Origin of the sequence: Pandoraea communis (assembly GCF_902459745.1) — a bacterium.
Classification (GTDB): domain Bacteria; phylum Pseudomonadota; class Gammaproteobacteria; order Burkholderiales; family Burkholderiaceae; genus Pandoraea; species Pandoraea communis.
The window spans coordinates 349,452-375,825 of the sequence record NZ_CABPSJ010000001.1 but is presented as its reverse complement, the minus strand read 5'-3'; the positions used below and the strand labels follow the sequence as shown (position 1 = coordinate 375,825).

25 protein-coding genes and 2 pseudogenes are annotated in these 26,374 nt (G+C 61.6%); 11 read left to right on the top strand and 16 right to left on the bottom strand.

Translation table 11 applies throughout. The features are described 5' to 3' along the window. The first annotated feature begins 75 nt into the window (after positions 1-75). A complete protein-coding gene (locus tag PCO31110_RS01755) occupies positions 76-480 on the top strand; it encodes a RidA family protein (protein ID WP_010804912.1) in 405 nt (134 codons plus the stop codon). A gap of 128 nt (positions 481-608) precedes the next feature. Here PCO31110_RS01755 and PCO31110_RS01750 read toward each other — a convergent pair whose 3' ends face one another. The 5 genes from PCO31110_RS01750 to PCO31110_RS01730 are packed head-to-tail and all read right to left on the bottom strand — an operon-like array spanning position 609 to position 4,583. Beyond that, complete coding sequence (locus PCO31110_RS01750) at positions 609-1,355, bottom strand: ABC transporter permease (RefSeq protein ID WP_010804913.1); 747 nt, start codon at positions 1,353-1,355, stop codon at positions 609-611. 15 nt (positions 1,356-1,370) lie between these two features. Beyond that, on the bottom strand, positions 1,371-2,183 hold the full coding sequence (locus PCO31110_RS01745; RefSeq protein ID WP_010804914.1) for an ABC transporter permease: 813 nt from the start codon (positions 2,181-2,183) through the stop codon (positions 1,371-1,373). Next, complete coding sequence (locus tag PCO31110_RS01740) at positions 2,146-3,063, bottom strand: ABC transporter ATP-binding protein (protein WP_150689491.1); 918 nt, start codon at positions 3,061-3,063, stop codon at positions 2,146-2,148. Before PCO31110_RS01740 ends, PCO31110_RS01745 begins: the two co-directional genes overlap by 38 nt. After that, the gene (locus PCO31110_RS01735) at positions 3,060-4,049 is read right to left on the bottom strand and encodes an ABC transporter substrate-binding protein (RefSeq protein ID WP_010804916.1); all 990 of its coding nucleotides are present in this window, start codon (positions 4,047-4,049) and stop codon (positions 3,060-3,062) included. The genes PCO31110_RS01740 and PCO31110_RS01735 overlap by 4 nt, the downstream gene beginning before the upstream one ends. Before the next feature lie 27 nt (positions 4,050-4,076). After that, positions 4,077-4,583 carry a Dabb family protein gene (locus PCO31110_RS01730; protein WP_010804917.1) on the bottom strand — a complete coding sequence of 169 codons (507 nt, stop codon included), beginning with the start codon at positions 4,581-4,583 and terminating at the stop codon, positions 4,077-4,079. A 246-nt stretch (positions 4,584-4,829) separates the two neighbouring features. On the opposite strand from PCO31110_RS01730, the gene PCO31110_RS01725 reads away from it, so the two are divergent. Both PCO31110_RS01725 and PCO31110_RS01720 read left to right on the top strand, forming a co-directional pair. After that, positions 4,830-5,132, top strand: a complete 303-nt coding sequence (locus tag PCO31110_RS01725; protein ID WP_246189696.1) for a winged helix-turn-helix transcriptional regulator — start codon at positions 4,830-4,832, stop codon at positions 5,130-5,132. 53 nt (positions 5,133-5,185) lie between these two features. Then, positions 5,186-5,317 (top strand): annotated as a pseudogene (locus PCO31110_RS01720) (AraC family transcriptional regulator); the annotation flags it as partial. 74 nt (positions 5,318-5,391) lie between these two features. Here PCO31110_RS01720 and PCO31110_RS26235 read toward each other — a convergent pair. From PCO31110_RS26235 to PCO31110_RS01710, 3 genes are read right to left on the bottom strand one after another with little or no spacing between them, the layout of a single operon-like run. Next, entirely contained in the window at positions 5,392-5,679 is a 288-nt protein-coding gene (locus tag PCO31110_RS26235) for a DUF6587 family protein (protein WP_370855801.1), read from the bottom strand. Between the two features lie 18 nt (positions 5,680-5,697). Then, the gene (feoB, locus tag PCO31110_RS01715; RefSeq protein WP_150689489.1) at positions 5,698-7,554 is read right to left on the bottom strand and encodes a ferrous iron transporter B; all 1,857 of its coding nucleotides are present in this window, start codon (positions 7,552-7,554) and stop codon (positions 5,698-5,700) included. A 5-nt stretch (positions 7,555-7,559) separates the two neighbouring features. Further along, on the bottom strand, positions 7,560-7,796 hold the full coding sequence (locus PCO31110_RS01710) for a FeoA family protein (protein ID WP_036663438.1): 237 nt from the start codon (positions 7,794-7,796) through the stop codon (positions 7,560-7,562). A gap of 285 nt (positions 7,797-8,081) precedes the next feature. Here PCO31110_RS01710 and PCO31110_RS26230 point away from each other — a divergent pair, with 285 nt between their 5' ends. From PCO31110_RS26230 to PCO31110_RS01695, 3 genes are all read left to right on the top strand, one after another. Next, on the top strand, positions 8,082-8,459 hold the full coding sequence (locus PCO31110_RS26230) for a DUF2946 family protein (RefSeq protein WP_150689488.1): 378 nt from the start codon (positions 8,082-8,084) through the stop codon (positions 8,457-8,459). 28 nt (positions 8,460-8,487) lie between these two features. After that, a complete protein-coding gene (locus tag PCO31110_RS01700; protein ID WP_150689487.1) occupies positions 8,488-9,312 on the top strand; it encodes a DUF6988 family protein in 825 nt (274 codons plus the stop codon). An 86-nt stretch (positions 9,313-9,398) separates the two neighbouring features. Further along, a complete protein-coding gene (locus PCO31110_RS01695) occupies positions 9,399-11,525 on the top strand; it encodes a TonB-dependent siderophore receptor (RefSeq protein WP_150689486.1) in 2,127 nt (708 codons plus the stop codon). Positions 11,526-11,896: 371 nt separating this feature from the next. Here PCO31110_RS01695 and PCO31110_RS01690 read toward each other — a convergent pair whose 3' ends face one another. The 6 genes from PCO31110_RS01690 to PCO31110_RS01665 form a co-directional block, all read right to left on the bottom strand. Next, entirely contained in the window at positions 11,897-12,445 is a 549-nt protein-coding gene (locus PCO31110_RS01690; RefSeq protein WP_010804926.1) for a YbhB/YbcL family Raf kinase inhibitor-like protein, read from the bottom strand. 673 nt (positions 12,446-13,118) lie between these two features. Further along, complete coding sequence (locus PCO31110_RS01685; RefSeq protein WP_150689485.1) at positions 13,119-13,976, bottom strand: alpha/beta fold hydrolase; 858 nt, start codon at positions 13,974-13,976, stop codon at positions 13,119-13,121. A gap of 90 nt (positions 13,977-14,066) precedes the next feature. Further along, positions 14,067-15,314 carry a 3-(3-hydroxy-phenyl)propionate transporter MhpT gene (gene mhpT / locus PCO31110_RS01680; protein ID WP_150689484.1) on the bottom strand — a complete coding sequence of 416 codons (1,248 nt, stop codon included), beginning with the start codon at positions 15,312-15,314 and terminating at the stop codon, positions 14,067-14,069. 132 nt (positions 15,315-15,446) lie between these two features. Next, entirely contained in the window at positions 15,447-16,232 is a 786-nt protein-coding gene (gene mhpD / locus PCO31110_RS01675; RefSeq protein WP_150689483.1) for a 2-keto-4-pentenoate hydratase, read from the bottom strand. A gap of 36 nt (positions 16,233-16,268) precedes the next feature. Further along, positions 16,269-17,228 (bottom strand): 3-carboxyethylcatechol 2,3-dioxygenase, encoded by a 960-nt coding sequence (locus PCO31110_RS01670; protein WP_010804930.1) that lies wholly within the window; start codon positions 17,226-17,228, stop codon positions 16,269-16,271. Between the two features lie 2 nt (positions 17,229-17,230). Beyond that, complete coding sequence (locus PCO31110_RS01665; RefSeq protein WP_150689482.1) at positions 17,231-19,078, bottom strand: bifunctional 3-(3-hydroxy-phenyl)propionate/3-hydroxycinnamic acid hydroxylase; 1,848 nt, start codon at positions 19,076-19,078, stop codon at positions 17,231-17,233. 314 nt (positions 19,079-19,392) lie between these two features. Between PCO31110_RS01665 and PCO31110_RS01660 the strand changes: the two genes are divergently transcribed. Then, positions 19,393-20,247, top strand: a complete 855-nt coding sequence (locus PCO31110_RS01660) for a DNA-binding transcriptional regulator (protein WP_051126391.1) — start codon at positions 19,393-19,395, stop codon at positions 20,245-20,247. A 447-nt stretch (positions 20,248-20,694) separates the two neighbouring features. On the opposite strand, the gene PCO31110_RS01655 is transcribed toward PCO31110_RS01660, so the two are convergent. Then, positions 20,695-21,072, bottom strand: a complete 378-nt coding sequence (locus PCO31110_RS01655) for a winged helix-turn-helix transcriptional regulator (RefSeq protein ID WP_150689481.1) — start codon at positions 21,070-21,072, stop codon at positions 20,695-20,697. A gap of 92 nt (positions 21,073-21,164) precedes the next feature. On the opposite strand from PCO31110_RS01655, the pseudogene PCO31110_RS01650 reads away from it, so the two are divergent. The 3 genes and pseudogenes from PCO31110_RS01650 to PCO31110_RS01640 form a co-directional block, all read left to right on the top strand. Then, positions 21,165-21,947: pseudogene (locus PCO31110_RS01650) on the top strand (NADPH-dependent F420 reductase); the annotation flags it as partial. 213 nt (positions 21,948-22,160) lie between these two features. Then, a complete protein-coding gene (locus PCO31110_RS01645; RefSeq protein ID WP_150689479.1) occupies positions 22,161-23,480 on the top strand; it encodes an MFS transporter in 1,320 nt (439 codons plus the stop codon). 135 nt (positions 23,481-23,615) lie between these two features. Continuing rightward, positions 23,616-24,599, top strand: a complete 984-nt coding sequence (locus tag PCO31110_RS01640; RefSeq protein WP_150689478.1) for a M14 family metallopeptidase — start codon at positions 23,616-23,618, stop codon at positions 24,597-24,599. Between the two features lie 141 nt (positions 24,600-24,740). Here PCO31110_RS01640 and PCO31110_RS01635 read toward each other — a convergent pair whose 3' ends face one another. Continuing rightward, positions 24,741-25,178, bottom strand: a complete 438-nt coding sequence (locus PCO31110_RS01635; RefSeq protein WP_010804937.1) for a winged helix-turn-helix transcriptional regulator — start codon at positions 25,176-25,178, stop codon at positions 24,741-24,743. A 155-nt stretch (positions 25,179-25,333) separates the two neighbouring features. Here PCO31110_RS01635 and PCO31110_RS01630 point away from each other — a divergent pair, with 155 nt between their 5' ends. Beyond that, a complete protein-coding gene (locus tag PCO31110_RS01630) occupies positions 25,334-26,335 on the top strand; it encodes an LLM class flavin-dependent oxidoreductase (RefSeq protein ID WP_010804938.1) in 1,002 nt (333 codons plus the stop codon). Positions 26,336-26,374 lie beyond the last annotated feature (39 nt).

Genomic DNA, 26,374 nt, shown 5'->3' with positions numbered 1-26,374 from the left:
GCAATCCAGGTGTCTTTAGAGTGTTTCCATCGCCAGCACCATGTCGGCTTGGCGGCTTACTGAGAGGTTTTTGCGATGGAAAAACGAGATGTTGTCTTCCCGGCTGGGCGTCAGGCGCTCTATGAGCGCAATCGCTATTCGCCGGCGATTCGGTCCAACGGCTTTCTTTTCGTTTCCGGGCAAGTCGGCAGCCGGGACGATGGTTCGCCTGAGTCCGACCTGAAGGCGCAGGTCCGGCGCGCGTTCGACAATCTGAACGCGATTCTGACGGCGGCGGGCAGCTCGTTCGACGACGTGATCGACGTCACCATTTTCATGGTCGATCCGGCCGCGACGTTCGAGAGGATCTGGGAGGTCGTGCCGGAGTATTGGGGCGGCGCGCCTCATCCGACGTTGACGGCGGTCGGTGTCACGTGGCTTTACGGATTCCAGTTCGAGATCAAGGTGATCGCAAGGGCGGGTGAGGCGAGTGCCGGCTGACGAGGCTTGAATGAGGCTATCGGGTCACGCTTGACGCATCGATAGGCGTGGAAAATCGAGTGAATGATCCGCTGGAGTTCGCGCGTGAGCTGAGTGCTTTCGATAGCTTCAGGAAAGCATCCAGCCCTTCATGCTCCAGCGGTACGATAGCGCCGGCTGAACGTCGATAGCAGTGCATTGCCAAGCAACGCGAAGAGCATGAGAAAGAGTGCGATGGACATGAGCGTGTCGATATTGCCCAGGTTCATCGCGTTGGAAAGCTGATGTCCCAAACCCTTCTGCGATGCGAACATCTCGCCGATCAATACGCCGAGCAGCGATAGCGAGAATCCCAGCCGGACACCCGATAGCACCTCGGGCAGCACCGCCGGCAGCACAACGCGCAACGCGATCTGTCGACGGGACAGATGCATCGCTTGCGCCGCACGGAAATAAACAGGCTTGATCTGCAGGACACCATTCATCGTGAAGATCAGAATCGGGATCAAACCGTGCATGACGCCGAAGGCCACCTTGGAGGCGAGTCCCAACCCGAAGATCAACAGGACCAATGGATACAGCGTCACCTTAGGCAACGAATACAGATTGACGAGAATCGGCTCGGCAACCTTCGCCGCGAGCTGATTCGCACCCAGTCCGAGTCCCAGCGCAATACCCCCGGCAACCGCAATCACCAGCGAGTAGACGAGTGCCTGGCCGGTCTCGGTGGCGTCGACCCAGAACGATGCCGTGCCCATCATCTGCCAAAGCCCCTGCACGGTTGCCACGGGCGACCCGAGCGCGGCGCTGTTGAGCAAGTGCACCGCCTGCCAGATCCCGATCAACACCAGCAGGACGGCAAACGTGCCGAGCGGATTGGGTTGCTTCGTTTCCATGAGACGTGAATCCGGTCAGCGGCGACTGCGCGCCTGGAAGCGCGCATCGACGTGGTTCAGCACGCTGTTGACCAGCGTCACCGTGACCAGCACCAGGAGCATCAGCGCGTACATGTCGGCGTTCTCGAAATTGTTGTAAGCGTAGCTGATGGCATAACCGATCCCTGAGCCAGACAGAATGAACTCGGACGCAATGACGCCGATGAATGCATGCGACACCGCGAGCCGCACGCCGCTGAAGAGATGCGGCAAGGCGGCAGGCAGTTTGACGTGCCACACGGTTTGCCATCGATCCAGGTGCATCACCCGGGCGGTTTTCGAGAACGCGCGCGGAATCCGATCGAGTCCGGTCATTGTCGCCGTGATCATCGAGACGATCGCAAGCAGGGTGGCAATGGCGATGATCGGCAGCGAGCCGACACCGAATAACACGATGAAGACGGGGTAGAACGCGAATGTCGGCACGGCGTAGTAGCTGGCAATGAGCGGCTCCAGCGCCCGGCGCACCCCTGGCATGGCGTGTATCGCGAGTCCGGCGGCGAAACCCAGTCCCACGGCGCCCACAGCGGCGATAACGATGCTGGAGAAGCTCGTGACGAGATCGTTTGTGAAGCGCCCTTCCCGCAGGATTTCGATGGCGTGGACGGCCATCGCGCTGGGCGCCATCATGACCGAAGCGGGAATCGTGCCGGCCCGGCACAGCCCTTCGACGAGCAGCACGAGGCCAGCGACAATGGCCAGGCGCAGATAGCGTTCGGTGCGAATCATCACGATGTCTTTCACCACCCGATCAGCGGCCGCGAGCGCGCGGGTAACGCGTGTCGTCACGGTCGCCGGGCCGTTCGTCGGCCTGCATGGCCTTGAGCGACTCGGCACGCAACGTCTCCCATAGGCGAGCGGTGATTTCACCGAAGCGGGGTGTGGTAACGCTCTGGCTGTTACGCTCACGCTCCCAGCCCGTCTCGATGACGTCGATGAAGCGGCCCGGACGCGACGACATCACGCCCACGCGATCCGACAGTACGGCCGCCTCGTCGAGCGCGTGGGTAATCAGCAGCACGGTCGCGGACGTTTCTCGCCAAAGCCGCAGCAACTCGTCGCCCATCAGCAGGCGGGTTTGCTGGTCAAGCGCACCGAACGGCTCGTCGAGCAGGATCAGACGCGGCGCAATGACCAGTGTGCGTGCGATACACATGCGCTGGCGCATGCCCCCGGAGAGTTGTGCCGGACGCGCATTGGCAAAATCGCGCAGCCCCATGAAGCCGAGGGCATAACCGACGCGGCGTGCGATCTCTGCGCCGTCGACGCCCGCCATCCGAAGACCGAAGCCGATATTCTCGCGCACGGTGAGCCACGGGAACGAGGCGTCTTCCTGAAAGACCACGCCGACGCCCTCGGGCACGCCGCTGACCGCTCGCCCTTCAAAACTGACGTTCCCCGCAGTCGGTGCGCTGAGTCCCGCGATCAGCTCGAGCAACGTCGATTTGCCACAGCCGGACGGCCCCACCACCGAGAAGAATTCACCCTTGCGCAGCGTCAGATCGACGGGCCCGAGCGCCTGCAATCGTGTCTTTCCGGTCGTCTTTTCGTCAGGCGTGTCGAAATCCTTCGTCACGCCTGTGAGCACGACGTGCGGCTCACGACCGGCAGGCGGTGTCTCGGTGCCATCGACCAGGTGCAGATGCGGGCTCGGGCAATGGGAGGTCATAGCTGACCCTTCGCACGAATGTCGGCAGGCAGGAAACGCGAATCGATCAGCTTCGCCCAGTCGACATCGTCCTTGAGTTCACCGATCAGTTTGAGTCCGCTCGCGACGCGGTCCAGTTCAGCGCGGTCGAATTGTCCGGGGCTCCACATGTGGGCGCGCACCATGTTGTCGACCGCTTCCGTGGCGACTTCCGGCGAGAGTTTGAACTGTGCGGCAAGCCGTTTGGCCGCCCCGGCCGGATCGGCGTAGGTGGCGTCGACGCCTGCGCGGCGCCCGGCAATGATCGCGCGCAGGGTATCGGGATGCGATTGAGCGAACGCACGCGTGGTAATGCCGACCGACGTGGTCATCGGCTTGAGTACGTCGCCGGCACGATAGAGCGTGTGATATCGCGACCTGCGCAGAATCGACAGCGGTTCGATGGCGACCGCACCGGCGACCGCGCCTTGTTCGAGCATGGTCATGCCGTTGACATAGCCGCCGGAGGCCACGCGCGTGACCTTCGATGCGTCGATACCCTTCTCGCGCAAGACCATCAGAAAGAGCATTTCCGACACGCTCTTCGGCGAGGTGATGGCGACCTTCTTGCCAACGAGATCGTCGAGTGTGCGCACGGCGCTGCCGGGCATCGTGACCATCGACGCTTCGGCAACGCTGCGCGTGCCTACGTTCACGATGACGATGTCCAGCCCCTGCCGTGCGGCCGCCAACGCAGCAGAGACGGCAACTTCACCGTAGGGTGTCTTGCTCGCCAGGATGTTGCGCACGGTGGTGCCGCCGCCGCCGGAGCTGAGGATGCCCGTGATGTCGACGCCTGCCTTCTTGAACAGGCCCTTGTCCATGGCCACCGCATAGGGCAGTCCGTATAGGCTGCTGCCCCATTGGGTGACGGAAATCTCTTCGGCGTGTGCGACCCTCGCCGTCGACAGAAAAAGGGCGCTCGCCAGTGCGAACAAGTGAGCGAGTTGGAACAGCCTGATCATCATCCACTCCGGGTCGGGCAAGCCGGCGCATCACCGCACGCCGGGAAAAAAGTCGAAAACGAGTGCGCCCTGCGGCGCAAGCATCGGGCCAATCTCCGCCTTGAAGGCGTGATGGACGGGGTCAAAGCAGGTGGCGTCGCGCACGATCGGCTCGCCGACATAGAAGTTGCGATCCCCTTCGGATTCGAACGTCATGAGGAACGCATGTTCGAAACCGAGCCCATTGCCTTCTCCGCTCTCCTGCCGGCCATGCTCGACGCTGCGAATATACGGTCGTCCATCGCGCAGGCACTCGTCCTTCAAGCGAAGAAAGCGCTCAATCATATGCTCCCGCGCAGCGATTGACACGTCGTTCGAAAAACGCAGCAGCACAATGTGCCGTATGGGGGTGGCACCGTAGTCTCCCGCGGTAAAGGCGCGCTCGCCGATTTGTGCACAACGATACGCAAGGCGCTCGCTGGCGGGCGGCAAAGCGCATTCGACCGGTGCGGCGGTTTTGTCGGCGGTTTGGCTGGCAGTGAGCGGCGTGGCGTTCATCGTCGAACTTCGTTTGTGGGAAGAGGGCACCCGGTATCGAACGGGATGCCGTCGATGGTCGGCTGAAGTGCCGCCGTTGGGCGTCGATGAGTGATGCGCATGAATTTCGTTGTTTCAGAACGAAGCGGCACGGGGACTGGCGAGTGCCAACGATTGACAGCTTAGGCAAAGCGCTTTACTTTGTAAAGCATGACGACGCCAAAAATCGGAAAGCCCGTACGCGGATCGAAGACCGGACGACCTATCATGGTCGTGCTGGATTTGCTTGGGCGGCGCACGGCGTTGCGAATCCTGTGGGAGTTGCGCGGTGCGCCGATGACGTTTCGGGCGCTGCAAGACGTATGCGAGACGAATGCGCGCTTGCTCAATACACGACTGACTGAGCTTAAGGCGTCGGGGCTGGTCGAGCATGGCGAAGGCGGTTATCGCCTGAGTGCCGAGGGCAAACGGCTGAGGACCGCGTTGCAGCCGCTACAGGGATGGGCCCAGGAGTGGGCCGCGCGAGACTTGACCGGGTTCGAGGCGGCCGATCACGAGAAGTCCGACTGAGTCGCGGTGCAACATCTCCGTCCATGAACGACCACTTTTCCCGCACGAGTTTGAGCGCGTCGCTGCCCAGCAGAGAGTTCAAGCGCCTTTTCGGCTCGACGCCTGGTGCCGAGACGAAGCGCATGCGCGAGAGCTTCGCCATTCCGGAGGCATTTGCCGGTGCCACCTATGTTTCGTCGCATTGATGCCGCGAGGCGAGCCATGGCTCGGTGTGTTCCCGGCGCTCATTCAGGCACGCATGGATGCAACGTTTCCGATCTCATCGAGGAGATTTGCTCGCATTTCGTCTGTGAATGCTGATAGGCGACTCCCGTGCTGGACTTTCACAGCGCGACGATGCGCACGATCCGCATCCGGTTTCACAACCGGATGCGCGCGGTGCGATGTCGCGCATCCGACGCGCAGGTGCGACGCCTCGCCGCGCGAGCCAGTCCCAAGATCGTTGTGTGACCAGGCGCGTCTGTCTCGGTAACAGGTGTTTGACGATGCTGAGCGCGCTCGCCGCGACGATTGCACCGATGACAACGTTTTGAATGACGTGTGACATTGCATTCATCTCATGGCGCTATAGAAGCCACGACGCCAGACGGTAAGTCACGAAAGATACGAAGTAGGCCAAGCCAAACATGTAACTGAACGAGATCAGAACGTAGCGCCAGGAGCGCGTTTCGCGCCGAATGACGGCAAGCGTCGACATGCATTGCGGGGCGAAGGCAAACCATGCCAGCAGTGAGAGGGCCGTTGCAACGGAGAAGTTCGACGACAACGCCGCTGCCAGTCCTGCTGTGTCGTCGGCACCGCCTGCCACCGCATAGACCGTCGCAAGCGCGGTGACCGCCGTTTCGCGTGCGGCAAATGCGGGTACCAGCGAAATACTGATTTGCCAGTTGAAGCCAAGCGTGCCGAAGATCACTTGCAATGCGCGACCGATGTAACCAGCGAACGAATAGTCGATCGCGGGGCCGGTCGCCCCTGGGGGCGCAGATGGGAATGTCGAGATAAACCACATGATGACCGTGAGCGCGAGAATGACGCCCGTGAGTCGCCGCACGAACATCCAGCCCCGCTCCCAGAGGCCGAGTGCCAGGTTGCGCACCTTCGGCATGCGGTAGGACGGCAGCTCCATAAGCAGCGGCGGTTGCGAGCGTGCGCCGCGCAGGCGCTTCGAGACCCAGCCGACCGCCATCGCCCCCGCAATGCCGGCGATGTACATCGCAAAGAGAACCAGACCGGGAAGCTTGAAGACACCGAGCACCGGGCGACTTGGAATGAAGGCACCGATAAGCAGTGCATAGACTGGCAGACGTGCCGAGCAAGTCATGAGGGGGGCGACGAGGATCGTGGTGAGACGCTGTCGCGGGTCGGCGATGCTGCGCGTGCCCATAATGCCCGGAATCGCGCACGCAAAGCTCGAAAGCAGGGGAATGAAGGAGCGCCCGGTGAGACCAACTTCGACCATCATTCGGTCGAGCAGAAATGCGGCTCGCGGCAAATAGCCGGACTCTTCCAACACGAGGATGAAGAAGAACAACACCAGAATTTCCGGCAGGAAACCAAGCACCGTGCCCAGACCGCCGAAGATGCCGTCGACGACCAGACTGCGCAGGGGGCCATCGGGCAGATAAATACCGGCTTGCTCGCCGAGCCAGCCGAAACCGTCACCGATGGCGTCGGTCATTGGCTTGCCAATGAAATATACGGCCTGAAAGATCAGGAACATCACGATGGCGAGCAGCACCGTCCCGATCACTGGATGCAGAGCCACTCTGTCGAGCCGCTCGTCGAGCCCGTTGGTCATGTCGGGCACCCGCACCGCAATCCCCATGATGCGTCGCACTTCGGCATGCAGATCGTGTGTGTCAGGCGTCGTGTTATGGACGGCGGCATGATCCGAGCTGCCGCGAGCCTGTGCAATGGCATCAAGTGTGTCGGTCAGCGCTCGCACGCCCGGGCGCGCGATGGCCACCGTCTCGACTACGGGGACGCCCAACTCGCGCGCCAGTGCGGGAACATCGACTTCGATGCCCCGGCGACGAGCCGAATCCATCATGTTCAGCGCGAGCACCGTTGGGCGTCCCAGCGCAAGAATCTCGAGTACGAAACGCAAATGCAGACGCAGATTGGTTGCGTCCACCACGCAGACAATCAACTCGGGCGCCAACTCCCCGGAGTAGATGCCATGGAGCACGTCATGCGTGACCTTCTCGTCCAGGCTGGTCGGGGCAAGGCTATAGGTGCCGGGCAGGTCAAGCACACGGATCGTCTTGCCGGCCGGGGTGACAAAGGCGCCTTCTTTGCGCTCGACCGTCACCCCCGCATAGTTCGCCACTTTTTGACGAGCACCGGTCAATTGATTGAAAAGTGCCGTTTTGCCGCAGTTCGGGTTGCCGATCAGCGCAATTCTCATCGACGTGGATGCCATTCGATTCACCCCTGTTGCACCTGAACACGCGCGGCTTCGTCGCGTCGGAGCGCAAAGCGGGTGGCGCCAATCTGCACGACCATCGGATTCCCTCCCCACGGGGCGAGAGCGACTACACGAACCGGCTCGCCAGCCACGAAACCTAATTCGCGCAGACGACGAGCGACAGCATCGGGTGGCGCGCGGTCGACGACAGCGACGACTGTCGCGGTGCCGCCCTTCTTCAATTCCGACAATTGCATGGAGATCAATGACGGTAACGATAATGAGTTTCATTATACGTGGGCGGGGAATATCTCCCCAGGGGGCGGGCCTGCAATTCCTGGAGGATTTGGGGCTCGGGTATCTCGGGATCTCAATCGCGCCGGGGCGTTCACGCTTTGACGCGTGCCAGACCCTGCGTCCAAATGCCGCACTTATCAGTATGCAAACATTGCCGGATAGCCCGTAAATTTGCGTTTTCCCAGTCGCAATTGCCATTTGCATCGGGCCGTAAGCAGGTCATCCCTTAATTTCCTCTGTCTCGCATGCTCCGCTCGCGGCATCGCCGTCTTCTCGCTTGGCTTGGGTTGTTCGCCATGGCTTTGGTGCTGATTGCGCCAAGTATTAGCCAATGGCGTCAGGCGCAGCGAACGGGGCTCGACGACGCATTGGCGTCGGCGATTTGCGTTGCGGACGTTTCGCTCTCGCCTGCACATAGTCGTTCGCAAGATCATGGGTTGCTTTCGCCGGCTTGCGGATATTGCTGGGTTGCCACCCATCTCTCGCCGGTCCCGGGCACCACGGACCCGATTTCACCCGCGCGGTTTTTGCTTCGACGCTCGCTCTCCGTAGCACCGGCGACATTACTGGCCGAAGCCCTTCCGCCATCGCCGCTTCCCAGGGCGCCCCCGCGTTTCGATTGATCGACCGCTTTCACTCCCGGCCCAGCGTTTGGCGCCGGGCGTCATGGTTGTTTATCGAAACGCTCATGAACTCGACAACAGGCTTCCTTTTGCGACGCCGCATGCACCCTGGCGTGCGCGGCGGAGCATGGCGATGAACGTGCGAAGCCATCGGCCCACGCCGGCTTGCGCCGACGCCACAGGCGCGCAGTTATTGATCCCACAGCCGCTGCATGACGAGTTGTTGCTCGCCCTGCGCTGGACCGCCCAACGTGAGGGGGTGCTGCAGGATATCGACCTGCGGGCCACAGCGCGCAAACGTGTCTTCGGAACGTTTCAGCGGCTTTCGCTTGAGCACTTCTCGGGATTGCTGGCTCTGGTATCGGACGCGGCTTATGCCCCGGCATGCTCAATCTACAAGGCGCAGTTCGACGCCTTCACTCGGGGCGCGTGGTATCGGCGCTGTGCCACGGATGCGCAGGTTCTCGGATTTCTGCGCGCCGAGCAGCGCCCGCCTGCGTTCACAGTCATCTCCCGTGATCTGGGCGGCAGCGGCGTGTGGGGCGGCAAGGCAGCAAAGTCTGCGATCACGTCGTTTCAGGCGGGTCTGTGCGATGTCAGTCACGGCGGGCGCCAGGAGGTACTCGCGCGCATCAAGGCCGATCGGCTCGATGGCGCGCATTTGCTGCCGAACATCGCAAAACTCGTTCGCGTGGCTGCCTATCTTTCTCTTCTGTCCTGCCGGGAGATCGTCGACAGCGGAAAAAACGAACGTCAGATGCACCGGTTGCGCAACGCGTTCGACGCGCTATACCGGCCTGCGCCAAGGGAGCCGGTGAGACGCAAGCGGCGGCCAGATAGGAAGTCAGCCTAATAGAAATTGGTTGTGGCGCTCAATGTCAACTACCGGGGAATACTGTGGAAAGAGCAAGAAGCAATCCATCGGCGTTTCGAATCGCGATGCAATCAACGCTGGCCGTCGCCCTGATGGCAGGATGTTCTGCGATTGCGTCAGCAGAAGAGGTTGTCCAACTGGCGCCGACCGAAGTCAGCGCTGCGCGAGACGATGGCTACAACGTGGAGTCGAGCAACGCGGCGACGCGCACGGATACGCCGATCGAGAATATTCCGCAGTCAATTGTGACCGTGCCTCGCACGATGATCGAAGATCAGGGGGCGAGAACGCTTTCCGATGCCCTGCGCAACGTCAGCAACGTGAATGCGATCGACTCGCGCGACGCCAACAATACGGTCTTCAATATTCGTGGCTTTCATTCGGGAACGGTCGTTGACGGTGTCGCGATGAAGGGGAATTTCACGGATCAGGAAAGTCTGGTCAATGTCGACCGGATCGATGTCGTCAAAGGCCCGGCGGGCGCGCTCTTCGGTGCGCAGGGGGTGGGGGCGTTCGACACCGCTGGAGGAACCATCGCCATCACCACGCTCGAGCCGACGACGCTGGAGACGGTGCGAAAGGTCGGCTTCAAAGCGGGTTCTTACGGCGAGAAGGCCATCGATTTCGACATCAATCAGGCACTGAATTCCGTCTGGGCGCTTCGGATTACGGGGGAGGCGTCGAACAGCGACAGCGAGACGGACCGAGTCTTCTTCAGGAAGCGAGCGCTATTCCCAAGTCTGTCGTGGACGCCGAGCGCCGACACCAAAGTCGTACTCAGGGCCCGCTATCTCGATGTCAGCACGCTCGACTATAGCGGGCTGCCGGTGAACGGCACGCTGAATACGTCGATCTTCACGCTGCCAAGGCAGACCAATATTGCGGCCGCCGGGCAGCCGGATACGACCAGCATGTCGAAGGGGCTCAATTTGCAATGGACCCAGCGACTGACCGATGTCTGGAGCTTCTCGCTGTTGAGCGCTTATAACGAAGTGCGGCTCGATCAGCGAGGGACTTGGCTGGTGGACTCGGGAAGTCCGATGGGCTGTGGCGCCTTCGGAAGTGCGACACCGTACAACAACACAATGTGCGGCGTGCGAATGTGGGCAAATCTGAAGACAACCACACTCTCGCCAAGCCTCACGGGCAAGTTCGCGACAGGCGCGTTGAAGCACACGTTGAATCTCGGGGTGGATTACGAGTACACGCGCGACGATGAATTCATGGCGTATTCGAACGGGCTCGGCCCTGTGTCGATCGACAACGTAAATCTCACCAATCCGGTATACCCGGCCTGGTCCGAGCCCATTGCGCCTTTAACACCGGATCAGCAAAACCGTTACATCTCGACGGTCGCCTACCTGCAGGACCAGATCGACGTAGGCCGCTGGCACTTCCTGGGTAGCGTTCGCTATTCCGACATCAGAATTACCGACAACAACTATGCTTACGGGATCTACAACGTGAGCCGCAATTCGAAGGTCTCACCGCGCGTTGGCGCCGTCTACGAAATCACACCGAAGATATCGGCGTTCGCAGGCTACGGCGAAGGCATCAGAGTGCCGGCGTTCTATCTATTCGCGTCGCCACCGAAGCCCGAAGAGTACAACCAGAAGGAAATTGGGCTGCGTCTTAAGGATCTTGCCGGGATTACCGCAACAGTGGCCCTCTTCGACCTGAATCGCAAGAACGTTGCCGTGGCCGATCCAGCCAACGCAGGCTATTACATCCAGGCAGGCAAGCAGCGCTCGCGAGGCATCGATATCGACGTGAGATGGCAAGCCACGCCGTCGTGGACGTGGATTGCCGCGTATTCCCAGCAAACCGCGAAGATCGTTGACGACGGCATTGCGGCACTGGTCGACAAGCAGTTGTTCAATGTGCCGAAGCAAACGGCGCGACTGGCAACGCGTTACGAGTTTCGCTCGGGGTGGCTCGCTGGTCTCGGTCTGGGGCTCGGCATGACGTTCAACTCGGAGCTTCCTGGCAACTCGACCAACACGTTCTTTACACCGGCAACCACCGTGTGGGACGCGCAGGCGTCCTACACCATTGGAAGGGCGCGCTACGGGCTGAACATTTTCAATCTGACAAACAAGAAGTCCTTCGTGCCCTCCACCTACTTCCTGGGAGGCCAGGTCATCCCGGCTTTGCCGAGGACGGTGAGCGTCACCGCAGCGTTTTCGTTTTGACCCTCTGTCAACGACTGAACGGGGAGCGCCGCACACGAACTCGATGCGAAACGGCGCGGGTGCTTTGCGGACAACCATGCGCAAGGCCACGAATGGGAGGGCGAACCGGTACCCAAGCGGCGGCTGGCGGCAGCGCAGGCCTCTTGGTCGATGCTGGCGACGGCACCTGACTGCCTCGCATTCGTGTGATACGGAGCAATGAACTCCGTCACTGTTGACGTGCGCGACTTGCTTCCGTGGTGGAGGTGATGCGTGAGTTTGGATGTCGAACGAAAAGTTCGCCGTGAACGCCGCTGAGCTTTCGACCGGTTGAAGCCACAACCCAAACCGGCCCCTCGCTCCTCTCGGAAGCGGCCATTCCAGACTGAGAGCTAGCGAGCGTATTGGATCGTAATTGTCGCTTTTGCCAGTTCCTGGTAGTGAGCGACAAAGCCGACCACTGCCGGCGTCGCAGTGCTATCAACGGGCAAACTGGGAACTTTGAGCGCCGCGACCGTGATGATGTAGCGATGACTCTCGCCTTCAGGAGGACAGGGACCCAGGTACGCTGCCTTGCCGGTATCGTTTCGGACCGCCATTGCCCCTTTGGGAAGTCTGCCGACCTCGCTCCCGGCACCAAGGTCGAGAGTGTGGACACTCGCAGGCAAATTTGCTACGACCCAGTGCCAGAACCCCGAGCCGGTAGGCGCATCGGGGTCGTACATCGTAACAAGAAAGCTCTGGGTTCCTGCCGGCTCACCGGACCAACTGATAGCCGGCGAAATATTCCCGCCGTGGCACCCAAAGCCATCGGATATCTGAGCATTATCAAAGTGTCCGCCAGCAATGTCATCGCTCTGGATTGCAAAACCGCCTGCTATCGCATTGCTCACGACAAACAGCCCGGCAAAAAACGTGAAGATGAATTTACCAATTTTCATCGAGGATGCCTTTCAGAATAAGGATAGCGAGCAACATTGATATTTGAATTGAATCAGGATTGTCGCAACGCTTACCTCGGCGAACAAGGCAACGGCCGATACTGGTATGGCCAGTACTGGCATCCGAGCCAGCGGTTCGTTCGGAAAGGAATCGGAAATTTTCAAGATAACGCGCGAAGTGGAACGCTTCGTCAGAACCGCCAGTCGGCGAATAGGCGTGCTTCCGGCTGTCAGTCCAATCGACCGGTTCGCGGTTGCGTATGCCACGACTCTTGTCAGTCTGGCCGCGACCGTCGAACGTCTCAAACTGGCCGATTGCGGTCGATCACTAGCGTCCGCCCCGACCCATTGCCGCCGATCGGCTGTCGCGGGTTCAATGGCAGGTAGCGGAGTGGCAGGGTCACCATTTCGGCTTAAGCGTGCGAATATGGCCTGCATACGTACCGTCGTCCCTGGACGCGATCCGCACATGAATCTTCGACAGATGCGTGGCCGGTGTCGCGAGCCATTTCAGAATCGCCAATTTTTCGTCCCCACCGGGGATGTCATTGCCAGTGTCCTCCCTGCTGCCAATGAACTCCGGTAACGATCCGTCGCGCGTCGCGGCACAGAAATTTCACGGCGTTATATGAGACGAAAAGCGGGCATCGCGCCCGCGCTGACCGTCTCAACTTCAATGCGTCAGGAAATCGAGGACCATGCGATTGAACGCGTCGGCGTGCTCCCACTGCACCCAGTGACCGCAGCGATTGAACACGTGCAACTGGGCGTTGGGCAGCCCCGCCAGCAGGCGCAGACCGACGTCCATCGGAACGAAGCGGTCTTCGCGTCCCCAGACGATCAACGTCGGCGCAGCGATTTCGCCAAGACGTGCGCCGTAGTCCGTGAACTGCTTCGGGTTCGCCGCGAGGCTCTTCACGAAGTTCTCGAGATGTTCGCGAGACGCGAGCATGTTGTCTAGCCGCGCCTGCATCAGATCGTCGGTGATCGCGCTGGCATCGAAGACGAACACATTCATCATGCGCTTCAGATTCTCAATGGTCGGCTCCTTGTACAAGCCGTTGAGCAGCTTGATGCCTTCGGTCGGCATTGCCACGAACTGGCTCGGACCGCCAGTGCCGCCGCCCATCAGAATCAGCTTGCCGACGCGCGCCGGGTTCGACAACGCAAATGCCACCGTGCTGTGACCGCCCATCGAATTGCCGATGATGTGCACTCGCTGGATGTCCAACTCGTCGAGCACGGCCTTAAGCACACGGGCATTGAGCTCCGAACGCGATCCGCTGTTGACCACGGGATCGCTCTTGCCCCAGCCAGGGCAGTCGACGAGCAGCACGCGATAACCGGCGTCGACCAACGGTTCGACGTTGCGGTTGAAATTGGCCCAGCCCGTGGCACCGGGCCCCGAGCCGTGCAGCATCACGACCGTCTCCGTACCGCTGCCGGCGTCGTTGTAATGAATGCGAAACACGGTGTCCGCGTCGCGAATGGTGACGAAGCGACTCGTCGACGCTTCAGTGATTGCCGTCATGATGACCTTTCCTTATCAGAATCTGAGAATCCGAGACTCAGAAATTCAAGAATTCAAAACCTGTAAATTGCAAACTTCGGGAACGCGTATTTAACGTCCCGGCTGAACTGCGCCCGCCACGATGCGCGGCTCGAACGTGCCCACGACGGTCAACGCGGAGATGGCGGCGATCACGATCAGTGGAATGCTCGACGACACGAGCATCGACGCACTCTGCCCCAACGCAAACAATTGCCCCGCGATCAGCGGCCCGAGAATCGAGCCGAGCCGGCCGATCGCAACGGCTGCGCCGACACCCGTTCCGCGAACTTCTGTGGGATACGCCTGTCCCGCCATCGAGTACAGCACCGACTGTCCGCCCACGAGAAACAGGCCGCAGAAGAACGCACCGCAAGCCATCGTCAACGCACCGATGGCGCTCGACAGGCCAGCCAGCGACAACGCAATGCCGAGATACATGCCGATCACCGTCAAGCGCGGCGAAAAGCGGTCCATCACGTTCGAAATGCCGATGGCACCGAGGCCGCCACCGATGTTGAACATCATGATCGCCACGCCCGCTTGTTCGCGGGACAACCCGTTGGCCACGACCATCGACGGCAGCCAGTTCATCAGGAAATACAGCACGATCAGCGTGCCGAGATAGCTGACCCACAGCGCGATGGTCCTGCGCATGCGGCCTTCCTTCCACAGCGCGTGCGTTACACCGGGTGTGGCGCTCGATGTCCGTGTGAGTCGCGTTTCGACGAATTGCGCGGACTCGCGCAGGCACAGGCCGAGCAGCGGCACCATCAGCAACGGACCGAAGCCGCCGACGTAGAACACATGACGCCATCCCTCCTCGCTCGGGCTGACGATGCCGATGACGGCCGCGAGTGCCGCACCGAACGGCATACCGCAATACATCGCGCCCACGGCGCTGTTGCGATGCCCCTGCGGCGCCGCTTCGGCACACAGCGCGATGAGGTTGGGCATGGCAGCGCCAAGGCCCAGACCGGTGAGAAAGCGCGCTGTCAGCAGCGATTCGAAATTCCACACGTGTGCCGTGAGGAGCGAAAAGATGCCGAACAACGCGACAGACAACATCAGCACGCGTTTGCGGCCCCAGCGATCGGCCAGCCGTCCGCCTAGCGCCGCGCCCGGCAGCAGTCCGATGGCGCCGGCGCTGAACGCCCACCCCATCTGCGCCACGCTCAGACCGAACTCCTTTGCGATGCGCGGTGCTGCCACGCCGGCCGATTGCAGATCGAGGCCTTCGAGCAATGCGATGGCCAGACACAAACCGATCGTCGCGAGGCTTCCTTTCGAGGCCGCGACGCCTTGGGATGATGCGTTCATTGCTAAGTCTCCAGATTCACAAAGTCCGCTCTTGATGGCGGTCGTGGTGTCGATGGCGACATCACCCTGATTGCGGGTGATGCCGGTGTTGCCCTGTAACGCTGATGGATCGGATATCTGACGCGACCTGCCTCACGCAAAGACGGCACGCACGCTGCCCAGTCCCTCGATCTCGGCGACGAACGTGCCGGCTTCCGTGACGGGGACCATCGGCCCAAGCGCACCGGTGAGCACGACTTCGCCCGCACGCAGTGGCGTGCCGAGCTGTGCCATGCGATCCGCGAGCCAGACGGCGGCATTGAGCGGATTGCCGAGGCACGCCGCGCCGTTGCCGCGCGAGAACACCTCGCCGTCGCGCGACACGGTCATCGCGCAGGCCGTGAGATCTACGTCCGAGAGCTTCACGGGGCGGCTGCCGAGTACGAACAGCGCGCTCGACGCGTTGTCGGCCACGGTATCGACGAAGCGGATATTCCACTGCTCGATGCGACTGTCGACGACTTCCACGGCCGCCACGGCGTAGGCGCTCGCGCGAAGAATGTCAGCGAATGTGTGCTTCTCGTACGTCAGGTCACGCTCAAGGACAAGCGCGATTTCAGCTTCGACCTTCGGCTGGATAAGGCTGGTAAGCGGCATCGGCTGCGCATCGCCGTATGCCATGCTCGCGAACAGCGCGCCGAAGTCGGGCTGGTCCACGCCAAGTTGCTTTTGCACGGCCAGCGACGTCAGGCCGATCTTGCGACCGACAATGCGCTCGCCATTGGCCACTCGTGCGTCGACATTGCGCTGCTGCACCGCATAGGCGGTGGCCATGTCGTCGAGTGCGATCTCGCCGCGCACGGGCGCAATGGCTTGACGTGAGGCTTCCGCCTGACGAAGACGGTCAGCAAGCGTTTGAATCAGTTGGGCATTCGACATCGGGGAAATCCTCTTGTTTGGTCCCGTTTCTCGTGATCAGGCCGCTGCGGCCAACGCAGGTTTCGGCACCGCGTGCATGGCAGCAAAACCCGCGATCCATTCGGGAATCGGACGGTAGTAGTCGACGCTCGCGCGGTACTCGCCGTAGGCCGCGAGCATCGCGAATGCAGCAACCCACGTGCGGATCTCGTGCGCGGACTTGCCGCCGTCTCGCGTAATGGTGTCGTTGCTCATCGCGTCGACGGCGCGCCAGTCGCCGTCTGTCAGGGTTTGCAGGAAATCGCGGTCCCATTGCGGATTGAGCGGGTGCATATGGCTGTCTCCCGCCGTGAAGGCCTTCGCCGCGGCAACGGTGCGCGCCTGACGCGCTGCACGAAATTCGGCCGACGGATTGCGTCCGGCAATCAGACGCTCGGCGACTTCTTCGGTTGCGCCGATGAGCTCGGGCACGGGAGGCTCATGCGAAATGCCGCCCGAGCCGACCACGAGCACGCGCTTGTCCGTTTGCGCGAAGAAGCGGCCGATCGCATCGCCAAGCAACCGCGAGCGGCGAAGCGTTGCCATCGGGGGCGCCACCGAGTTGATGAATACCGGCACGACGGGATAGGTATCGAGACCGCCGGTTAGGACTTCCAGTGCATAGGCGAAACCGTGGTCGACCTGCATGCGGTACGACAGCGCAATGTCGATATCGCCCGACAACACGTGCTCCGTGAGTGCGTGCGCGGTGTTCGACGGCACGGGCAGTGTGCCTGCGAGGCTCTTGAAGTCACCAATAGCAGTGGCCTGCGCGCCAATACAGAACGGCGGCATGACATCATAGAAAAAGCCGTTGAAGTGGTCGGGCGCGAACACGACGACGAGCTCCGGGTCGAACTGGCGCACACGCTCTCGCGCAGCCGCCTGTACGCGACCCACTTCCGACACCACGTCATCGGCAGGGTCGAAATAGCCATGCAGCGGCGTGTGGGACAGGCATTCGAGATGAATCGGCATTCTCAGGCTCCGGCAACTTTGGCGAAGGCAATGTCGTTTTGGACGCGCTGGGGCATCGGCGAGAGTCCGCTCGTCACGAGACGGATCGGGTCGTCGACGAGCGCCGCCTTGCGGGCGAGTTGCACAAGCGAGTCGGAGACTTCCTGCGGCGCGCATACCCCCGCAATGAACCGGTCCGGGCGCATCAACACCACCGACTGGGCGCGCGCACTGAACCATTCCTTGAGACGACCCTGCGCGTCACCGATCGTGATGACACCTTCCGGCACGTCGTCCATATAGCCGAGCTGGGTGTCCGGCTTGGCGAGCACGAAACGAACGCCGAGCTTCTGTGCGACGGCGCGTGCTTCCGGCGTCAGACCGAATGTGGGATCGGTCCCCCAGCCGATCACGGCGAAGTGATTGCCGATCACGTCGTCGAGTCGCTGAGTTTCCCCGTCGATGGTTCGCACTCGCGGCTGAATGAAGAGACGCCCCGCCGGGGAGTTGGCAGATGGATCTCGGCCGTACACCCACCTGCCGAGCCAGGACTCGCGCTTCTGGCTCATCAGGCCGAGCAGGCGGCCCGGCGCAGAATTGCCCGAACGCTCAAGCCGCCTCGCGAGCCATCCGCCGGTGCTCGTGGGTGGCGGGAGCAGGACCACGCCCTCTTCGTAGCGCGGCATCGGCTTGAAGCGCATCTCAACGAAGTAACGTTTGACGGACGGAAACCAATTGAAGCTGTGTACGAAGGCGTCGCGAAAGCGCACGCCGAAGCGCGTGGTCGGTGCGAAGATGTCTCCCGCCACTTCGGACAGATGGATCATGGCGCGGGCATGCGCACGACGCTCGGCCGTGTAGGTGTCGAGCAACGCTCCGTGGCACTGGCCCTTCACGACCATCGCCAACTTCCATCCGAGATTGTTGGCATCGCGAATGCCACTGTTGTAGCCCTGCCCCTGCCACACCGGCATGATGTGCGCGGCGTCGCCCGCGAGCAGCACCCGCTCGACACGGAACGTTCCGGCCAGCCGCGCGTTGTGCGTGTAGACCCGTTTGCGGATGTAGTCGACCTTGTCGGGATACGCGACTACCTTGCGGATCAGCGCCGCCAGATTTTCCGGCTTCGACAATTCCTCTTCCGTCTCACCCGGCATCACCATGAATTCGAACCGACGAATGCCGTGCGGCAGCGCGGCCGATACATACGGGCGCTCGTGGTCGCAATGCATGTATATGTGTGGCGAGCCAACCGGGTCGTTACGCACGTCGACTACGATCCACTGGTTCGGCTTGGTGCGCCCTTCGAACGGCACTTGCAGCAGGCGGCGAATCAGGCTGTTACCGCCGTCTGCGCCCACGACGTAAGCCGCGCGAACCGTGCGCGTTTCGCCATCACTGATGCGCGTGGTCAGCGTGACGCCGCGCTCGTCCTGTGTGCAGGCCTCCACGCCATGACCGAACAGCACCTGGACGTGCGCGAAGCGCGCCAGGCCGTCGAACAGTACGCGGTCGGCCAGCGGCTGGATGAACGCATTGCGACGCGACCAGCCGAACTCGTCGGTGCGAGGCTCGATCGACGCAAAGCAATGGCCGTCGCGCGTGAGAAAGCGCATCCAGTGATCGGGTGTGGTGTGCGGGAGCAAGGCATCGGTGAGGCCCACCGCCTGAAACACGCGCAGCGCTTCGTCGTCGAGACCGATAGCGCGCGGATAGTCGATGAGCTGATCGAGCTTCTCGATGATTGTGACGCGCACGCCTTGCAGGCCGAGGATGTTGGCGATCATCAGCCCGACGGGGCCGGCGCCAACGATGGCGACGTCGGTCGTGATGTCGGCCACGGCATTGGACGCATTGGCGGATACAGTCATGTGTCTCGCTCCTTTACTTTTCTTGGGCACAAGCGCGCCCCCGCGCCTGTCTCGCGCGTTCTGATGGCGTGCTGCTGTAGGTCAATCGACGGCGGATCGTGGTGTCCGCTTGTCTTCGCTTCGTTGGCTCGGGTCGGGCCGCGGGATCCGCTGTCAAACGACTTGCCTTCGGCAAATGTCGTTCGGACGGATTGGGACGGTGTCTCCGTTAGCGCTCTGATTTTCTGTGGAGTCTAGGCAGGTCACGAAATGCGCTCAACAATTTCACCAAAATGTGCATAGAATGCACAACATTGATTTAATTGGATTTTTCGATGAACAAGTATTCGAATGTGCGGGGACTGTCGCGCGGGTTATTGGTGTTGCGAGCAATGAACGTCATGGAACGGGGGCGCGCAACGCCTGCGCAACTGAGCGAAGCCACCGGCCTGCATCGCACGACCGTGCGGCGTTTGCTCGAGACCCTGCTGGAGGACGGGTTCGTGAGACGCAGCACGTCGGACGACACCTTTCGGCTGGCACTCGCCGTGCGCTCACTCAGCGAAGGCTTCACCGACGACGAGCGTGTCGCGACCGTCGCTCCCCCGATCATGGGGCAGTTAATGCAGCGCGTCGTATGGCCATCGGACCTGACCACACCCGATGGCGACGCCATGATCATTCGCGAGACAACACATCGCTTCAGCCCGCTGTCGTTTCATCGTGCGATGGTCGGCCGTCGCCTGCCGATGCTGTTCACTGCCGCCGGACGCGCATACTTCGGCATGTGTCCCGACACGGAACGCGAAGACATTCTCGACTTGCTGCGCACAGGCGCTGGTGGCGAGTTGCAGCAGCGCTTCGCCTGCGACGACGCCTTTATCCGCAACCTCGTACGACAAACGCGCGACAACGGCTTTGGCTCGAATCACGGCGACTGGCTCGACCAGCGCAAGATCGGCGCCGTGGCAGTCGCTATCCCATCCGAAGGCCGTGTGCTCGCCAGTCTGAACGTGATCTATCTCGATCAGGCCGTGAGTCCCGCAGAGGCCGTGCGACGCTTCGTGCCGCCCCTGCAAGACGCGGCCGCGCAAATCGCGGCGGCGATATCGACGAAAGCATCCTCCTCGCTGTCGCCGTCACCGGATACGCCACCGCCTGCACCGTCGACCGATCCTGGAACGCCTTGACCAGCCTGCGGGTCTGCTCGGCATCACGCGCGCTACTCGACTATCAGGTCAAGATGTCGTGGTCGACCCACCGGTGCAAGACGGACTCTGCAACGCAGAACGAGCGCTGTTCAAGTGCATGTACATAGCCGTTCAAGGTGAGGCGCATGATGGCGACAATCCTGCGGGGTGACCAGACTTGTTGAAAGAATGCGCTTGCCATCTATTGCTAAAGAACGGCCCCTTTGGGTTGGAAGTCGACTGTAATGAGCGACAGCAAACGGCCAATTTCGGACGTTCTGTCCGTTGCCTCGATCTGAGGTCGCTACGTGAGCGAATCGATCTACCGCCTCATTTTCGACAGTGTCTGCATCGCGGGCGGCCGATGCAAGCCTCAGAAAAAATTCCGGCTCGGGTAGGCGCTTCTGCGCGGCTCCGTACGGAGTGATCGGGGTCCCGGGCGCGTCATTACCTTGTCCCAGCGTTCCTCAAGCGTTGTCGCCTCAGCTCGGCCCAGTCGATGAGCGCCTCCATTGATGGTCCGAGCGCAACCCCCATCTCGCTCAGCGCATATTCAACCTTCGGGGGCACCTGAGGATAGACGGTACGTTCGACGATACCGTCTCTCTCTAGCTGGCGAAGCTGTTGAATCAGCATCTTTTGATTGACTCCCTCAATCAGCCGCTCCAGCTCGGAAAAGCGGATCGGGCCCTTGGCTGCAAAAAGCTGGCAGAGGATGATTATCTTCCACTTCCCATCGAGCACTTGTAACGCCTCCGTGGTCGCGTTCGCCCATACGAGGCGTTGCTGTGGATCGTCGCAGTTCCATTGCCGGACTTTTCCCATACATACCTTTTGGTGTGTTACCCACTTTTCGGTAGGTTCTTGTCAATGTGGGGGGTAATCCTTAGTATAAAACTCGAAAGCACAGCCAGTTCACAAACGAGGTCAACATCATGGAAGTCGGCATCATCGGCACCGGCAATATCGGCGGCACGCTTGCGCGTCGTCTGAAGGCCGCGGGTCACAGCATCCGCGTCGCGAATTCGAAGGGGCTGGCAGCGGTCGAGAATTTTGCGGACGAAATCGGCGCGACGGCGGCCGATGTTAAGGGCGCGATTTCCGGCGCGGACGTGATCGTCCTGGCGATCCCGCTACCGGGAATGGCGAAACTGCCGGCCGGCATGTTCGACTCGATTCCTTCACATGTTCCGGTAATCGATACCAGCAACTACTATCCCGGCCTGCGTGACTCGCGCATCCCCGAAATCGACGAAGGGATGCCTGAGAGTGTGTGGGTATCCCGACAACTCGACCGGTCAGTTATCAAGGCCTTCAACAATCTTCTCGCGTATTCACTCGCGCATCTCGGTCTGCCCGAAGGATCGCCCGACCGTTTGGCAGTTGCTGTTGCGGGCGATGACGACGATGGCAAGCAAACCGTCATGGAATTGGTCAATCAAATCGGCTTCGATCCCGTCAATGGTGGTTCGCTGGAAGATTCGTGGAGACAAGAGCCGTCGACACCTGCCTACTGCTGCGATTACGGTGCGGAGATGATGCGCAAAGGCCTCGCTGCTGCGATCAAGGGCGAGGCCTCCGTGAAACGAGATCGGATGCCCGAGCTTTTCGCGAAGCTCGGCCCGAACCCCAGCCATGACGATATCGTTGCAATGAATCGGGCCGCGAACGCCGTAGCGGGCTTCCCGTTACGAAGTTAATTGTTCCGTGACGGAGTTCATTGTTTTGCATCACCGTTTGCGACACCCCTCCCTCAATCAGCACCTTTGCGTGCCGAATCGGCACGAAGCTCGATTTTCTCCCGCCTACACTCCGCTTCCTGAGACTGGCCGGTGGCCTCGGCGCGCTTTGGGCGCGTATCGCGTGGCCGCCACACATTGATCCCCAACGCCAGCGATCCAGAGGAGCAGGGCATGACCAGTAACACCAAACCCCACAACCCGTGGCGCGAAATCTGCGCCGCGAGTATCGGCAACGCACTCGAGTTCTACGATCTGCTGATCTATGGCTACTTCGCCATCGTGATCGGCCAGTTGTTCTTCCCGTCGCATGACGCGACCACGTCGCTGCTGCTCTCCGTCGGCACCTTCGGTATCTCGTTCGTTACGCGCCCGCTGGGCTCGATCGTCCTCGGCAGCTACGCCGACCGCGCGGGCCGCAAAGCGTCGCTCACGGTGTCCATCGCCCTGATGATGCTCGGCACCGCCATGATCGCGTTCGCCCCGACCTATGCACAGATCGGCATTGCCTCGCCGCTCATCATCATCGTCGCGCGTATGCTGCAAGGCTTCTCGACGGGCGGCGAGTTCGGTGCCGCCACGGCCTTCATGGTCGAGCACGCCGATGCCAAGCGCCGCGGGTTTTTCGCAAGCTGGCAAATGTCCACGCAAGGCCTCGCCACGGTGCTCGCCGCCGGCGTTTCCGCCTTGCTGAGCATGCTGCTCACGGCCGATCAACTGAGCGCATGGGGATGGCGTGTCGCGTTCGCCGTGGGGCTGCTCATCGGCCCGGTCGGTCTTTACATTCGCCGCAACATCGACGAAACGGCCGACTTCAAGAAGCTCGGCGAAAAGCAACGCGAAAAGTCGCCGCTGCGCGAAGTCTTCGGCCGCGATCGCGCCAATATGCTGCTCGGTGCCGGCGTCGTTGCCGCAGCGACCGCATTCAACTACGTTCACAAGCTGTACATGCCGACGTATGCCGTCAAGCAACTGCATATTCCGGCGACGTCGTCGTTCATCGGCGCTGTTGTCACCGGCGTGATGCTGATGATCGCCGCGCCTGTCGTCGGCCATCTCTCAGACAAGTTCGGCCGTATTCGCGTGATGCTCTGGGCGCTGATTCTCGTGGGCGTGACAACCTACCCGCTGTTCGTGCTGCTCAACCGCTATCCGACCTTCCAGACGCTGCTCATGGTGCAAGCGCTCGTGGGGCTGCTCATCGCCGTGAGCCTTGCGCCGCTGCCTGCCCTGCTGGCGGACATTTTCCCGACGAGCACCCGTGGCACGGGGCTGGCACTGTCGTACAACTTCTCGGTGACGGTCTTCGGCGGGTTCGCGCCGCTTATCGTGACCTGGCTCATCGACGCCACGCAAAACAAGCTCGCACCGAGCTTCTACGTGATGGCGACCGCCGTGCTCAGTGTTTCCGCCGTGATTTCGCTGGGCCGCCGTGTGCGCGCCGGCAAGATTGCCGGTATCGCGCATGGCTCGACCCACGCATCGAACGCCTGAGCGGCGCCGACGGCGAACCGCCAACAATGCACCTCATCCTCATCCGATGACCTGATTTTCGCCGTAACGACGACGTCTGCTGTCCCCTACAGCGGCGTCGTCACTTTTTTCGGCATCCCTTGCGGAGCATTTTTCATGACCACGCTCGAAGCGATTCGCGCCGCCCTGCCGGCGTACCCCATCGAAGTCTCGTTTCCCGACATCAACCGCTGGCGCGAAGGCAATACCGGCATCGACTTTCTGCACTCGTTCGATAGCGGCAAGCCCGGCAAACATGTGATGATTCTTGCACTCACGCACGGCAACGAAGTGAGCGGCGCCATCGCCGTCGACGCGCTGCTCGCCGCCGGTGTGCGCCCCACGGCAGGACGCCTGTCGCTGGGCTTCGGCAATATCGGTGCGTACGAGCAATTCAGCGCCGAGAATGCCGATGCCACTCGCTTCCTCGACGAAGATATGAACCGCGTCTGGACGCCGTCGACGCTCGACGGCGAGCGCCAGAGCCGCGAGTTGTCGCGTGCGCGCGCCATGCGCCCGTTCATCGATACGGTCGATCTGCTGCTCGACATCCACTCGATGCACGAAGCCTCCGCGCCGTTGATGATGACCGGGCCACTCGAGAAGGCGATTGCACTGGCCGCCGAACTCGGCACGCCGGAGCACGTCATCATCGACAAGGGCCATGCGAACGGCACACGTATGCGCGACTACGGCGGCTTCGGCGATCCGGCCAGCCCGAAGAACGCTCTGCTCATCGAAACCGGTCAGCACTTCGCCAAGAGCGCGCGCGACGTGGCGCTCGACAGTGCCGCTCGGTTCCTGTTGCACGCGGGTGTCGTGGCCGAGGCCGATGTGGCGCCGTTCCTCACGCAAGCGTTGCCCGCACGTCAGAAGTTTGTGGAGATCACGCAGCCGGTCGTGGCGCGCTCGATGGACTTCCGCTTCTCACAGCCGTTCACCGGCCTGGAAGTGATCGAGAAGGCCGGGACGGAGATTGCCCGCGATGGCGACGAAGTCATTGTCACGCCCTACGACAACTGCGTGATCGTGCAGCCGTCGATGCGCCATCTCGGTGTGAACGTCACGATGATGCGTCTGGGACGTTTGCTCGATCGCTGATGACGCAACGATAGCGTCGGGGACACCGAGGTTAGGCAGCGGGCCGGCAATTTGCCGGCCCGTTTCGTTTGCGGGTGGTCTGCGTCGCGGCCGTCAGAACGTGTCGGCCGGCGAGCCGACGGGGCGAACGTTCGTGCCGGTTCAGACAGCGCGCGTTGTGCCTGCGGGGGCCGGGGCGTGCGTCATGTCGATGTCGGCGTCGGCGTAGTCAACCTGCACGGGTTTGCCGCGGCGAAGACTCAGTTGAGCAAGCACATCAGCGTGTTGATTGCCCCAGCGGTAAAGCATTTCGATGGGCTCGATGAACAACTCGCCGAGCGGCGTGAGCGAATACTCCACCTTGGGCGGTACGACGGCGTAGACCTCGCGATGAATCAGTCCGTCGCGCTCGAGTTCGCGCAACGTCTGCGTGAGCATCTTCTTGGAGATTCCCGGCAAGCGGCGCTGCAACTCCCCCGTGCGCGTGGTGCCACACTGCAACGCGTACAGCACCATGCTCGTCCACTTCACGCTGAAGAGTTCCAGTACGCGACGCGGCACGCAGGTTTCTTCGAAAACGAACGGTTCGGGTTTGCTCATGGTAACCAATTGGTAACTATTCAACTAAAGAGTGCCTACTGGGGATTTTTTCCCTTCGTCACTATACTTTGTGCCGGTAGTGCGCGTCATCCGATGTGAGAGGGCCTTGCGGTCCCGACAGCCGGAAAGGTGCGCGCAGGACAATGGAGAATCCCATGAGCAGTTTGTCGAAGACGGCCCTCTCGATGCTGGATCTGGTGCCGATACGCGCCGGCGGCACGGTGGCCGAAGCCCTGAAACAGTCCACGGAACTGGCCCAGCACGTCGAGCGCCTAGGCTTCGAGCGTTTCTGGCTGGCGGAACACCACAACATGGATGGCATCGCGAGTTCGGCGACTGCCCTGCTGATCGGTCACATTGCGGACAAGACCTCGCGTATTCGCGTGGGATCGGGCGGTGTGATGCTGCCGAACCATCCGCCGCTGGTCGTTGCCGAGAACTTCGGTACGCTTGCCGCGCTGTATCCGGGACGCATCGATCTGGGGTTGGGACGTGCTCCCGGCGCCGATCAGGCGACGATGCGCGCCCTGCGCCGCGATCGGTTGTCCAATGGCGACGATTTCCCGGAGCAGGTCGCCGAATTGCGCGCATTGCTCGCCCCGGCGCAGCCGGGGCAGCGGCTTGTCGCCACGCCCGGTGCGGGCAGCGATATTCCCGTGTGGTTGTTGGGGTCGTCGCTGTTTTCGGCGCAACTCGCGGCGCATCTGGGGCTGCCGTACGCGTTTGCGTCGCACTTCGCGCCGCGATTCCTGTTCGATGCGCTACGCCTGTACCGCGAGCTGTTCCGTCCGTCTGCGGTATTGGATAAGCCTTACGTGATGGTCGGTGTGCCGGTCGTGGCCGCACCGACCGATGAGGAAGCGGCATTCCTCGCGACGTCGGCGCAACAGAAGATTCTGGCGCTCATGCGCGGACAAAGCCTGAAGCTGCAACCCCCCGTGAACGATATGGACGAGCGTTGGGACCCGGCCGAACAGCATTCGGTGGAAGCCTTCCTCGGCGTGTCCGTCGTGGGTGGCCCTGAGCGAGTGAAAGCAGGGTTGTCCGATCTGGTCGAACGCACGCAGGCCGATGAGTTGATGCTCGTGACCGATGTCTACGATCCCGCGTTGCGACTGCGCTCGTGCGACATCGTTGCATCGGTCGCCAGGTCCTGACGGCTTGAGGGGCGTTGCGCTTGCGAGGCGGCATGACGG